The organism is Staphylococcus sp. HGB0015, assembly GCF_000411275.1.
Classification (GTDB): domain Bacteria; phylum Bacillota; class Bacilli; order Staphylococcales; family Staphylococcaceae; genus Staphylococcus; species Staphylococcus schleiferi.
Genome location: NZ_KE150419.1, coordinates 28,377 through 41,391, shown reverse-complemented (window position 1 = coordinate 41,391; position 13,015 = coordinate 28,377). Strand labels below are relative to the sequence as shown.

Genomic DNA, 13,015 nt, shown 5'->3' with positions numbered 1-13,015 from the left:
CGTGAGACAGTTCGGTCCCTATCCGTCGTGGGCGTAGGAAATTTGAGAGGAGCTGTCCTTAGTACGAGAGGACCGGGATGGACATACCTCTGGTGTACCAGTTGTCGTGCCAACGGCATAGCTGGGTAGCTATGTATGGACGGGATAAGTGCTGAAAGCATCTAAGCATGAAGCCCCCCTCGAGATGAGATTTCCCAACTTCGGTTATAAGATCCCTCGAAGATGACGAGGTAAATAGGTTCGAGGTGAAAGCGTAGTGATACGTGGAGCTGACGAATACTAATCGATCGAAGACTTAATCAAATTTGTTCATAAGGTTTTACTTGTGAATGTATACTTACTATCTAGTTTTGAATGTATAACATTCAAAAGCATTTTTGTTTGGTGACTATGGCAAAGAGGTCACACCTGTTCCCATGCCGAACACAGAAGTTAAGCTCTTTAGCGCTGATGGTAGTCGGACTGACGTTCCGCGAGAGTAGTACGTTGCCAAGCAGAAATAAACGCATAATTGGATGCGATGAGCGGCGTACATCCCGAAAGGTGAGAAATCATCTTTTGGGGTGTATTTTTATATGCTCTCAAAGTATGGGGGGCTGTTATCAACAGCGCTCTATGCAAGAGGATTGTGAGCATGCATGGCTCATTTTACGGCTGTATATTTTGGTTGTATATTTTTAACGGTTGGTGAAATATTCACTGACCGTTATTTTAATTTTTGATATTAAAAAAGCACAAATATCTCTATAATTGTAAGTGCCTAAACCAACGATTAAGGAGATATTGTGCCTATGTGTAATGATATATCAGAAATGCTTAAAATAAAAGCAAAATTTTAAAATATTATTGATAATATTTTAGCAAGCTCAAGTATGCGTATATTAGAAAAATGGTAATTGTTTGCTCGCTTCGATAATATCCTGAGTATAAAAAAACTGCTTGCCTTGTCCAGTGTACGCGGGTTCTAAAATCATATTTGTCATTGATGTGTAAAGCCATTTGGGGTGGATGCCACTGTTTAAGATTTCTTGGAATTCTTGAAAGTCTTTATCCCAATCTAATTGAATCTCCATTTATATCGTCACCTCCACAAAAATTATAGAACATATGTACGTGTTTTGAAAGGGTCTAGCCATGAAATTTCTGACGTCTCCCAAGATGTTCGTTATAATAGATGTATTAAATTCGTGTAAGTTAATAAATAGGTGAAGGAGGGATTGAGGGATGTCTTATCAACCATTAAGACAAAAAATGAAATCATGGGGGGAAAGTACGCCCATTTCCATGCATGTTCCAGGCCATAAAAATGGAACAATCGGTGATCTTTCTTTCACAAAGCCACAATATGATGTAACGGAAATAACAGGATTTGACGATTTACATCATGCAGATGACGTTTTATATCAAAGTATGCAGACTTTAGACCAGCATCCGAATTATAAAGGGTATTATTTAGTGAATGGGACGACGAGTGGTATTTTAGCGGTTATTCATGCGTTTGCCAATCGAAAAGGCACAGTGAGTATCGCTAGAAATGTACATAAATCGGTATTTAATGCGCTAGATATTGGTGGGCAAAGTGCTAATATCATGCCAACGTCAGTGAGTGCACAAACCAATCAGTATCTTGTGCCAGAGGTCAATAGGTCTATTAAAGCGAACTATAAATTAGGTGTTGTGACATATCCAAATTATTATGGTGAGGCGTATGACATCGGAAAAGTGATTCGAGATTATCATGCGATTAATGTGCCAGTCCTTGTAGATGAGGCGCACGGTGCACATTTTGGTTTGAACGGTTTTCCAGCTTCAAGTATGAATGATAACGCTGATTATGTTGTGCAATCTTATCATAAAACGTTACCGAGTTTAACCATGAGTTCTATATTATGGATACATAAGGATGCACCTTACCGTGCTCAAATAGAATTACTATTACAAACTTTTCAATCTTCTAGCCCTTCTTATTTGTTATTAGAAAGTTTAGAGTCAGCACAAACTTTTTATCGACACTACCAAAGTGACTATTTTTTTAAAAAGCGTGAAATATTGATTAAAAAGTTAAAAGAAAGCGCCTTTGAGGTTTTAGAGCCAGAGGACCCGCTTAAACTGCTGATTCGTTGTAAAGGACGGTCTGGACAAGAGATTCAGGCACTCATGGAAGAAAATGCGATCTATGTTGAATTAGCTGACGAACAGTCCGTTTTATGGGTTTTACCCTTATGGCATGTTGATGATCGTTATCCTTTTGCGTTGTTGTTACAACGTATAGCAAGAATGAAAATAGGTGCTGTTAGGGAAACAACTCAGCATGGACAGGCGCCAATGCTTTACAGTCAAGCAGGAGAATACAATGCGGTGACACCAAATTCATTTGTTGAGATACCTTTTGAACATGCAAATGGCAAAATATTAGCGGCACATTTAATTCCGTATCCACCGGGTGTACCTTCATTATTAAGGGGCGAAAAAATCACTAAAGATATGATAAAATTAATTCATTATTGGCAAACACGTGAGATACGCGTTGAAGGCCTTAAAAATGGAAAAATTAAAGTAGAGGATGAGTAGAATGGGCCGATTTATCACGATTGAAGGACCAGAAGGATCGGGGAAAACAACAGTACTCGAAGCTGTGGTTAAACGATTGTCACGTGATTATGATGTCGTGGCGACACGCGAACCTGGCGGTGTGGAAACAGCAGAAAAAATTCGTCAAATATTATTAAACGGCGATAGCATGGATGGTCGAACTGAAGCATTGTTGTTTGCTGCTGCGAGACGAGAGCATCTTGTCGCAAAAGTTTTGCCTGCATTAGCAAAAGGACAATTAGTGATTTGTGATCGTTTTATTGATAGTTCTTTAGCGTATCAGGGTTATGCACGTGAAATCGGGGTAAAAGGAGTACAAACTATCAATGACTTTGCGATAGAAGGACGCTATCCAGATTTAACGCTATACCTCGATATTCCAGCGGCAGTTGGACGAGAACGAATTGAACGTAATCAACGCGAGCAAAATCGTTTAGATAAAGAAAGTATGTTATTCCATGAACGTGTAATCGAAGGGTATCAACATATTATCAAGCAAGATCCAACGCGCTTTGCAGTGATTGATGCGAGTCAACCGATTGAGGCCGTCGTTGATGCATCAGTAAAAGCCATTCTAAAACAATTGGCAGATTAAAAAGTCATTTAGTTGTTTACTTAGGATTGAAGTGAAGCAGTGATACGAGATATGTTATAATATACGCTAAGAGGTGTTTGTAAAAATGAAAATGATTATAGCGATTGTTCAAGATCAAGATAGCCAAGAACTTTCGGATAAACTTGTTGAAAACAATTTTCGTGCGACGAAATTAGCAACAACAGGTGGATTTTTGCGAGCTGGAAACACGACATTTTTAAGTGGTGTTGATGACGACAGAGTTGATGAAATACTAGAAGTTATCGGTGGCACATGTGGTAATAGAGAGCAACTTGTATCACCAATCACACCAATGGGCGGAAGTGCTGATTCGTATATTCCTTATCCTGTAGAAGTCGAAGTCGGTGGCGCAACTGTCTTTGTAATGCCAGTAGAATCATTCCATCAATTTTAGAATAAAATGGAGGTTGTGACAGTGTTGGCGAGCAAAATTCGTTTACGTTGTTTCAACCTTTTTGTTTTTTGCCTGTATCAAGTATGACTTACATGCGTAGTAGCTCAGTTTAAATTACAAGGTGTTTCTTTCTTCGTCATACATCATGGAATTAAGTAAAAAACAGCCTAAAGTGTGTTGAGATGTCAGGATTCATTTTCATAAAGGAGCGCAAAGTTTCATGGAAGTAATTGATCAATTAAAAAAAGCGTATCAAAATCAAAAGTTGTCACATGCCTATTTATTCGAAGGTGACGATGCGGAAACGATGAAAACAACGGCGATGGATTTTGCACAATTTATCTTTTGTCAAGATCAAGCGCAATGTAGGAATAAAGTAACCGAACATAATCATCCTGACTTTCAATACGTGATGACAGACGAAGCAACGATAAAAAAAGAGCAAGTTGAAGCGCTCGTTCATCATATGAATCAGTTACCCATTGAAGGGGATTTTAAAGTCTATGTGATTCAAGATTTTGAAAAATTAACGGTACAAGGTGAAAATAGTATTCTCAAATTTTTAGAAGAACCGCCTCAAAAGACGATTGCGGTGATTATGTCCACAAAGCCAGAGCAAATCTTAGATACGATTCACTCTCGGTGCCAACATGTGTATTTTAAACCGATGTCCAGAGCTACATTCGTGTCGCGTTTAATGGCACAAGATGAAACTATCACAAAACCGATAGCAGAGTTACTCAGTACATATACGACGCAAATTGAAGTGGCAACGCAACTCAATCAGGATTTCGAGTTGCAACCTTTCCGTAAGGTATTGTTGCAGTGGTGTTACCGTCTAGTGAAGCAGCGTGAAATGGCGCTCATCGGAGTTGTTGAATTACTCAAGCATGCTAAAAATAGACAGCTCCAATTGATGGCATTATCTGGAATTAATGCCTACTTTCAAGATTTATTGTATGTTAAAACAAAGATGTCCGACCGCATTACGTTTTCTGGCATGACAGAAGAGTATGAATCGTTAGCCTCACAAATGAGCTATCGTCATTTAACATATATTATTGAACAAATTACTGAGGCGCATAAAAAACTCAATCAAAATGTGAATCCAACGTTAGTATTTGAACAAATTGCAATTAAGGTGAAGGGGTGACGCTTATGCACTTTGTCGCAGGTGTATATTTTGAAAAAGCAAACGTATTAGAATATTATGAGCCAATTGACACGCCATTAACAGAGGGGCAATATGTGGTTGTAGAATCTAAGCGAGGACACGAACTCGGTGTGATCAAACATCCACCAAGAGCGGTGTCAGATCAAGATGTGACCCTACCTTTAAAGCCTGTTTTAAGAGTTGCTACTGAAGAAGATTTAGCCTGTTATGAAAAAAATGCGCAAGATGCGGATTGTGCTTTAGAGATGTGTAAAGGTTTTGTTGATCAATTGGAACTAGATATGCGTGTTGTGAACTGTGAATATATTCTGGACCGCACTAAAATCATTTTTAATTTTACAGCGGATGAGCGTATCGATTTCCGAAAACTAGTGCGTATGTTAGCGCAACGCTTAAAAACACGAATTGAATTACGCCAAATTGGGGTGCGCGATGAAGCGAAGTTACTCGGTGGGATTGGACCATGTGGGCGTTCATTGTGCTGTGCCACTTTTTTAGGAGATTTCGAGCCGGTATCAATTAAAATGGCAAAAGATCAAAATTTATCACTCAATCCTACTAAAATCTCTGGTGCCTGTGGGCGTTTAATGTGCTGTTTGAAGTATGAAAATGATTATTATGAAACAGCCAGAGCACATTTGCCTGACGTAGGAGAGCGTATTCAAACACCAGAAGGTCAAGGAGAAGTTGTCGGTTTAAATATTATTGATGTGTCCATGCAAGTCCGTCTTGATGGTATGGAACAACTGACAGAATACCATATTGAAGAATTAGAAACTTTAAAGTAGGGAGGTTCATCTGTTGGATCGAAATGAACTATTCGACCGATTAATGCGATTAGAAAAAAATGTAGCGCGTATTCATGAGGATATGCAAGAGTTAAAAGCTTTAACTGTTGAACTCGTAGAAGAAAATGTGGCATTACAAATTGAAAATGATAATTTTAAAGCTTTGATGCATCAAGAGGAAGAAGAGAACATCGAAACGCCCAATGAAGAAACGCGCAATGCAACCTCACAGCCCACTAAAAAACAACTACAAAGTCGGGAATATTTTGCCAAATTGTATCATGAAGGTTTTCATATTTGTCATGATGTATTTGGAAAGCATCGCCACGGCGAGGATTGTATGTTTTGTTTAAATGTGCTTAACGACAAATGAGGTGAAAATGAGAACCATGCTACAAACAGGTGAAAGATTAGACTATTTAATTCGAGAAGACTTGCGCATTATTCAAAATGATGCAGTCTTTTCTTTTTCTACAGATGCACTGTTGCTCGGTCATTTTACAAAGGTTAAAAAGAGAGATTGTATTTTAGACATGTGTTCAGGCAATGGTGTCATTCCATTGTTGCTCTCGGCGAAAGGTCTTAACCCAATTACGGGAGTAGAAATCCAGCCACAACTTGTTGATATGGCACGTCGTAGTTTTGCATATAATCAATTAGATGACCGCATCACAATGCTTGAGATGGACATTAATCGCTTGGTTGAAACATTTCAACCCGCGTCATTTGATTTGGTTACTTGCAATCCACCTTATTTTAAAGCGAATCAAGCGCATCAACACCAAATTGAAGCACATAAAATTGCGCGACATGAAATCTTTTGTACTTTAGACGATTGCTTTCGAGTTGCGAAGCATTTACTAAAAGAGGGTGGACGTATTGTAATGGTTCATCGTGCAGAACGTTTGCTTGATCTTTTGGAAGCAATGCGCCGACACCGTATTGAACCGAAGCAACTCCACATGGTTTACAGTAAACCTGGGCAATCTGCGCAAACCATTGTCGTTGAAGGTCGAAAAGGTGGACGGCAAGGTCTAAAGATTTCCCCGCCTTTTTATGTATACGACGAAAATCAACAATATACGCCTGAAATGCGAGAGGTGTATTATGGATAAACATTATATCTACATTGTTCAATGTAAAGATGCTTCACTTTATACCGGATATACGAACAACTTAGCAGCGCGAATCGCCAAACATAATGAAGGAAAAGGCGCGAAATATACAAAAAGCCGACGTCCTGTTCAATTGCGTTATTATGAAACGTTTGAAACAAAATCAGCAGCACTTAAGCGTGAATGTGCGATTAAAAAAATGACACGACAACAAAAAATCCAACTCATTGAGGAGTGATGAAATGGGAAGCTTATATTTGGTAGGAACGCCCATAGGAAATTTAGATGATATGACTTTTCGAGCTATCAATATTTTAAAACAAGTAGATTTGATTGCGTGTGAAGATACACGTGTTACTAAAAAGTTATGTCATCATTTTGAGATAGAGACACCTTTGAAATCTTACCATGAGCATAATAAGCAACGTGTGACAGAAAGTCTTATCGAAAAGCTCTGTGCCGGAGATGATATTGCACTTGTGTCAGACGCGGGTTTACCTTTGATTTCTGATCCTGGTTATGAATTGGTTGTACGTGCACGCGAAGAAAACGTTAATGTTATCCCTATTCCGGGAGCCAATGCTGGACTAACAGCGCTTATGGCAAGTGGTTTGCCATCATTTACATATACTTTTCTTGGTTTTCTACCACGTAAAACACGCGACAAGATAGAAGTGCTTGAAAAAAGAATGTTTCAAGAGAGTACTTTATTGTTGTATGAATCTCCACACCGTGTAAAAGAAACGCTAGAGGCGATTGCTAAGGTGGACGATCAGCGTATGATGACAGTGGCGAGAGAATTAACAAAGAAATTTGAACAGATTCAAACAGGCCGGGTGGATGACTTAATTGCCCAATTAGACGATACAATTCCGTTGCGTGGTGAGTTTGTATTAATTATTGAGGGAGCAATGGCGAAGGCGTCTACGTCATGGTTTGAGGACATGACGATTGAAGCGCATGTAAATCATTATATTGATCAAAATATGAAACCTAAACAAGCGATTAAGCACGTAGCGCAAGATCGTCAAATGTCGAGTAAAGAAGTTTATAATATTTTCCACAACATCAATTAAACACATTTTAGTACAATAGGGATTGAATTGTAACATTGAAAATAAAGCGAAATTTAGATATATTAGATAAGATAAGAATTGAGGAGGAGCGCTGATGGTGAAAGAGACATTTTATATTACTACACCGATCTACTATCCGAGTGGTAATTTACACATCGGGCATGCATATTCAACAGTTGCGGGTGACGTGATTGCTCGATATAAACGCTTGCAAGGCTTTGATGTGCGCTATTTAACAGGGACAGATGAGCACGGTCAAAAGATTCAAGAAAAAGCTCAAAAAGCAGGGAAGTCAGAACTCGACTACCTTGATAGTATGATCAAAGACATTAAAGCATTATGGGAAAAATTGGATATTTCTAACGATGATTTTATCCGAACAACTGAGCGTCGTCATGCCGAAGTGGTAGAAAAGATATTTGAAAAATTATTGGCGCAAGGCGATATCTATTTAGGAGAATATGAAGGATGGTATTCAGTTCCAGATGAAACCTTCTACACAGAAACACAATTAGTAGAGCCCGTTTATGAAAATGGCAAAATTGTAGGTGGTAAGAGCCCAGATTCTGGACATGAAGTGGAATTAGTCAAAGAGGAAAGCTACTTCTTTAAATTATCGAAATATACGGATCGCTTGTTAGAATTTTATGATCAGCATCCAGAATTTATACAACCACCATCTCGTAAAAATGAAATGATTAACAATTTCATTAAGCCTGGCTTAGAAGATTTAGCTGTTTCACGTACTTCTTTTAACTGGGGTGTGAAAGTTCCTTCCAACCCAAAACATGTTGTTTACGTTTGGTTAGATGCGCTTGTTAACTACATTTCAGCCTTAGGTTATTTAACAGACGACGATGCGTTATTCCGTAAATATTGGCCTGCAGATATTCATTTAATGGCAAAAGAAATCGTGCGTTTCCATTCTATTATTTGGCCAATTATTTTAATGGCTTTAGATTTACCGCTTCCTAAAAAAGTTTTTGCACATGGTTGGGTTTTAATGAAAGACGGCAAAATGAGTAAATCTAAAGGGAATGTCATGGATCCAAATGTGTTAATTGATCGCTATGGTTTAGATGCGACGCGTTATTATTTAATGCGTGAGCTTCCATTTGGTTCTGACGGTGTTTTCACACCAGAAGCCTTTATTGATCGCACAAACTTTGATTTGGCGAATGACTTAGGAAACCTTGTAAACCGTACAATTTCAATGATTAACAAGTATTTCGATGGCAAACTTCCAGCATATCAAGGACCTATGCACGAAGTTGATCAAGAAGTGGAACAAATGGCGCTAGATACCGTTGAAGTGTATCACGATCATATGGAAAAACTTCAATTTTCAGTTGCATTGTCAACGGTTTGGAAGCTCATTAGCCGTACGAATAAATATATTGATGAAACAACGCCATGGATTTTAGCAAAAGATCCTGAACAAAAAGAAGCGTTGGGCAGTGTGATGGCACACTTAGTAGAGAATATACGTTTCGCAGCTGTCTTATTGCGTCCGTTTTTAACACATGCACCATATCAAATTTTTGAGCAATTGAATATTAATAGCGAAGCACTTCATGGTTTTGAAAGTCTCGGTCGCTATGGCCATTTGACAGAGCCTATCATAGTGACAAGCCAACCGAAGCCTATTTTCCCAAGATTGGATGTAGAGGCTGAAGTTAGCTATATTAGAGAATCAATGCAGCCACCAAAACAAGCGGCAGAAACGCAAGTAGAAGTGACATCAAAACCACAAATTGATATTAAAGCGTTTGATAAAGTTGAGATTAAAGCTGCAACAATTATTGACGCAGAAAATGTTGAAAAATCAGATAAGCTTCTCAAAATTCAAGTGGATCTTGGACATGAGAAACGTCAAATTGTTTCAGGCATTGCACAATTTTACCAGCCTGACGATATCATTGGTAAAAAAGTCGCTGTCGTTACAAACTTAAAACCTGCAAAATTAATGGGACAAAAATCTGAAGGTATGATTTTATCTGCTGAAAAAGATGATGTCTTAACATTAATTAGCTTACCGAATGCGGTACCTAACGGCGCAATCATTAAATAAATGGGACGCAAAGCGTAATGCACAGAAACGTTTTTAACAGTGTATGGGTGACGCGAGCAAGGTTCTAATTCAAGTTGATGATATCAATCTAATCGCTAATGCAATGAGTGAGACGACAAAATCGAACGGAGTAGATTTTGATTACGTCTCACTCTTTCATTTATGATAAGAGGCGACGATAAGCACTACTTTATTGCGGATAGATTTATTTTCAACGATTTAAAAGGACCTATACGTATTGACTGGCGTGTTTGTTAAAGTCAATGACGCGGGTATAGAATTTTTGAAACGAAATAGAAAATAGAGGAATCAAATGATAAGGAGGATGAACAATGCTTATAGATACACATGTACATTTAAATGCAGATCAATATGATGAAGATTTAGAAGAAGTGATACAACGCGCACTAGATGCTGGGGTAGACCGTATGTTTGTCGTAGGATTCGAAACAAAAACAATTGAACGTGCGATGCAATTAATCGATGCATACGATTTTATTTACGCTATTATTGGTTGGCACCCTGTTGATGCCATTGATTTTACAGATGAGCGTTTAGAATGGATTGAAGAACTTTCAAAACATCCTAAAGTGATTGGGATTGGAGAAATGGGATTAGACTATCATTGGGATAAATCGCCAAAAGACGTCCAAAAAGAAGTTTTTCGTAAGCAAATTGCGTTAGCTAAGCGCGTAAAATTACCGATTATAATTCATAATCGAGAAGCAACACAAGACTGTATTGATATTTTAATGGAGGAACATGCCGAAGAGGTCGGCGGTATTATGCATAGTTTTAGTGGTTCTCCAGAAATTGCCGATATCGTAACGAATAAATTGAACTTTTATATTTCGTTAGGTGGCCCGGTGACTTTTAAAAACGCGAAACAACCGAAAGAAGTAGCGAAGCACGTGTCGTTAGACCGTTTATTAGTTGAGACAGATGCGCCATACTTATCACCGCACCCATATAGAGGTAAACGAAATGAGCCGGCGCGTGTCACTCTAGTGGCTGAGCAAATTGCGGATTTACGAGGTATTTCATATGAAGAAGTGGCCGCACAAACAACTCAAAATGCAGAACGCTTATTCGGATTGAAATAGGTCGGTTCATAGAAGGTAAAGAAGGTGCAGCGTTGAAAATTAATGAATTTGTTGTTGTAGAAGGGCGAGACGATACTGAACGCGTAAAAAGAGCAGTTGACTGCGATACCATTGAAACAAATGGCAGTGCTATAGATGCGCAGACTTTAGATGTCATACGTCAAGCTCAAGAAACAAGAGGTGTCATCGTTTTAACTGATCCTGATTTCCCGGGTGATAAAATACGGACGACGATACGTGAAGCGGTACCCGGTGTGAAACATGCATTTATCGACCGTGATAAAGCTAAAAATAGACGGGGTAAAATAGGAGTCGAGCACGCCGACTTTGAAACGATACGTGAAGCATTGATGCACGTTTCTTCGCCGCTATCAGAAGCACAAGAAACGATAGATAAAACAGTGCTAATTGAATTAGGATTAATCATTGGACCAGATGCACGCCGCCGCCGAGATCTTTTAGGAAGACGTCTGCATATTGGTCATTCCAATGGAAAGCAATTATTAAAAAAACTCAATGCCTTTGGTTATACAGAAGAAGATGTAAGAAGGGCATTAGGGGAAGAGGAGTAAATCTATGCATGATAAAGACATTGCAACACCATCGAGAACACGTGCATTATTAAATCAATATGGCTTTAACTTCAAAAAAAGTTTAGGTCAGAACTTTTTAATAGATGTGAATATTATTCATCGCATTATTGATGCAAGTGGCATTGATGTAACGACGGGTGTTATTGAAATTGGACCCGGGATGGGATCACTAACAGAACAATTAGCAAAAAAGGCGAAACATGTTTTAGCCTTTGAAATTGATCAAAGATTAATCCCTGTATTAAAAGATACACTATCACCCTATCCCAATGTTACAGTCATCAATGAAGATATTTTGAAAGCAAATGTCTCAGAGGCAATGCAGACGCATTTATCGGAATGTGAAAAAATAATGGTTGTCGCTAACTTGCCGTATTATATTACGACACCAATTCTACTCCGCTTATTAGAGCAAGATTTGAATATTGATGGTTACGTGGTCATGATGCAAAAAGAGGTGGGCGAGCGTTTAAATGCACAAGTGGGTTCTAAAGCATATGGTTCTTTATCGATCGTCACCCAGTATTATACAAAAACGTCGAAAGTTTTGACCGTTCCGAAAACGGTCTTTATGCCACCACCTAATGTGGATTCTATTGTTGTTAAATTAATGAAGCGTCAATCTCCGCTTGTCGAAGTGAAAAACGAGCAAGCGTTTTTCAAAATGGCAAAGGGGGCGTTTAGCCAGAGACGTAAAACGATTTTCAATAATTATCAGAATCTCTTTGATGATGGAAAAGCACAGCGGAATGAAATTTTACAATGGCTTGAAAAAGCTGGAATTGATCCGAAACGACGCGGGGAAACATTGTCAATACAAGAATATGCACGATTGTATGAAGAATTGGAAAATTTCCCTAAATTAACGTTCTAAATTTGTTGACATTGGCACGCCACCTTGCTAAAATTAAAATTTTATTTGACGCATCCTACTTAATTGTGTTATAATACACTTGTAGCGAGGTGGAGCAATATGCCAAAATCTATTGGAGACATCAAAAATTCTCTTGATTGTCAATTAGGAAATCGTATTGTACTTAAAGCTAATGGAGGTCGTAAAAAAACAATTGAACGTTGTGGCGTTCTTACTGAAACGTATCCATCAGTGTTCGTTGTTGAATTGGACCCTGAGAAACATAATTTTGAGCGTGTATCTTACACGTATGCTGACGTTTTGACTGAAAACGTTCAAGTTTCATTTGTAGAAGAAGAACTTCAACAAGAAGCAGTTGCGCAATAATATATGCCTGGCATATAAGGATAAATCTACATAATGGCCATTCTACTTAATAGGTAGTATGGTCTTTTTTGGTGTGGAATTCTATTTGATAGATAGTCTTGAGCGTTTTAATGTTGATTGATAAGTTGTCGATATACCTAAGAAAGCGCAGTAGCTGACTGGATTGAACATCGCTTTTTAAGCTCGTTCAACCCTAGTCATCCTTGCCGGGGCAGGACAACGAAATCAAATAGATTTCTGTCCAGCATGATAA

Annotated in this window: 15 protein-coding genes and 2 rRNA genes; 16 read left to right on the top strand and 1 reads right to left on the bottom strand. The window is 38.5% G+C overall.

What is annotated here, in order from left to right:
- Both HMPREF1208_RS11485 and rrf read left to right on the top strand, forming a co-directional pair.
- Positions 1-303, top strand: a 23S ribosomal RNA gene (locus HMPREF1208_RS11485); the annotation flags it as partial.
- A gap of 77 nt (positions 304-380) precedes the next feature.
- Positions 381-495, top strand: a 5S ribosomal RNA gene (gene rrf / locus HMPREF1208_RS11480).
- 386 nt (positions 496-881) lie between these two features.
- On the opposite strand, the gene HMPREF1208_RS11475 is transcribed toward rrf, so the two are convergent.
- Positions 882-1,073 carry a hypothetical protein gene (locus tag HMPREF1208_RS11475; RefSeq protein ID WP_016426532.1) on the bottom strand — a complete coding sequence of 64 codons (192 nt, stop codon included), beginning with the start codon at positions 1,071-1,073 and terminating at the stop codon, positions 882-884.
- 151 nt (positions 1,074-1,224) lie between these two features.
- Between HMPREF1208_RS11475 and HMPREF1208_RS11470 the strand changes: the two genes are divergently transcribed.
- The 14 genes from HMPREF1208_RS11470 (at position 1,225) to veg (ending at position 12,762) form a co-directional block, all read left to right on the top strand.
- Entirely contained in the window at positions 1,225-2,571 is a 1,347-nt protein-coding gene (locus HMPREF1208_RS11470; RefSeq protein ID WP_016426531.1) for a hypothetical protein, read from the top strand.
- 1 nt (position 2,572) lies between these two features.
- The gene (tmk, locus tag HMPREF1208_RS11465; RefSeq protein ID WP_016426530.1) at positions 2,573-3,187 is read left to right on the top strand and encodes a dTMP kinase; all 615 of its coding nucleotides are present in this window, start codon (positions 2,573-2,575) and stop codon (positions 3,185-3,187) included.
- Positions 3,188-3,272: 85 nt separating this feature from the next.
- Positions 3,273-3,602: a cyclic-di-AMP receptor gene (locus tag HMPREF1208_RS11460; RefSeq protein ID WP_016426529.1), complete on the top strand. Its 330-nt coding sequence runs from the start codon at positions 3,273-3,275 to the stop codon at positions 3,600-3,602.
- Between the two features lie 220 nt (positions 3,603-3,822).
- Positions 3,823-4,755 (top strand): DNA polymerase III subunit delta' C-terminal domain-containing protein, encoded by a 933-nt coding sequence (locus HMPREF1208_RS11455; RefSeq protein ID WP_016426528.1) that lies wholly within the window; start codon positions 3,823-3,825, stop codon positions 4,753-4,755.
- 5 nt (positions 4,756-4,760) lie between these two features.
- Entirely contained in the window at positions 4,761-5,564 is an 804-nt protein-coding gene (locus tag HMPREF1208_RS11450) for a PSP1 domain-containing protein (RefSeq protein WP_016426527.1), read from the top strand.
- A 13-nt stretch (positions 5,565-5,577) separates the two neighbouring features.
- Positions 5,578-5,937 carry a DNA replication initiation control protein YabA gene (gene yabA, locus HMPREF1208_RS11445; protein ID WP_016426526.1) on the top strand — a complete coding sequence of 120 codons (360 nt, stop codon included), beginning with the start codon at positions 5,578-5,580 and terminating at the stop codon, positions 5,935-5,937.
- A gap of 16 nt (positions 5,938-5,953) precedes the next feature.
- A complete protein-coding gene (locus tag HMPREF1208_RS11440) occupies positions 5,954-6,679 on the top strand; it encodes a tRNA1(Val) (adenine(37)-N6)-methyltransferase (RefSeq protein WP_037559645.1) in 726 nt (241 codons plus the stop codon).
- A complete protein-coding gene (locus tag HMPREF1208_RS11435; protein ID WP_016426524.1) occupies positions 6,672-6,917 on the top strand; it encodes a GIY-YIG nuclease family protein in 246 nt (81 codons plus the stop codon). Before HMPREF1208_RS11440 ends, HMPREF1208_RS11435 begins: the two co-directional genes overlap by 8 nt.
- A 4-nt stretch (positions 6,918-6,921) precedes the next feature.
- Positions 6,922-7,755 carry a 16S rRNA (cytidine(1402)-2'-O)-methyltransferase gene (gene rsmI, locus HMPREF1208_RS11430; RefSeq protein ID WP_016426523.1) on the top strand — a complete coding sequence of 278 codons (834 nt, stop codon included), beginning with the start codon at positions 6,922-6,924 and terminating at the stop codon, positions 7,753-7,755.
- Between the two features lie 94 nt (positions 7,756-7,849).
- The gene (metG, locus tag HMPREF1208_RS11425) at positions 7,850-9,826 is read left to right on the top strand and encodes a methionine--tRNA ligase (RefSeq protein WP_016426522.1); all 1,977 of its coding nucleotides are present in this window, start codon (positions 7,850-7,852) and stop codon (positions 9,824-9,826) included.
- 332 nt (positions 9,827-10,158) lie between these two features.
- The gene (locus HMPREF1208_RS11420) at positions 10,159-10,929 is read left to right on the top strand and encodes a TatD family hydrolase (RefSeq protein ID WP_016426521.1); all 771 of its coding nucleotides are present in this window, start codon (positions 10,159-10,161) and stop codon (positions 10,927-10,929) included.
- Positions 10,930-10,961: 32 nt separating this feature from the next.
- The gene (rnmV, locus tag HMPREF1208_RS11415; protein ID WP_016426520.1) at positions 10,962-11,501 is read left to right on the top strand and encodes a ribonuclease M5; all 540 of its coding nucleotides are present in this window, start codon (positions 10,962-10,964) and stop codon (positions 11,499-11,501) included.
- Between the two features lie 4 nt (positions 11,502-11,505).
- The gene (rsmA, locus tag HMPREF1208_RS11410; protein WP_016426519.1) at positions 11,506-12,396 is read left to right on the top strand and encodes a 16S rRNA (adenine(1518)-N(6)/adenine(1519)-N(6))-dimethyltransferase RsmA; all 891 of its coding nucleotides are present in this window, start codon (positions 11,506-11,508) and stop codon (positions 12,394-12,396) included.
- Positions 12,397-12,495: 99 nt separating this feature from the next.
- On the top strand, positions 12,496-12,762 hold the full coding sequence (gene veg / locus HMPREF1208_RS11405; protein ID WP_016426518.1) for a biofilm formation stimulator Veg: 267 nt from the start codon (positions 12,496-12,498) through the stop codon (positions 12,760-12,762).
- Positions 12,763-13,015 lie beyond the last annotated feature (253 nt).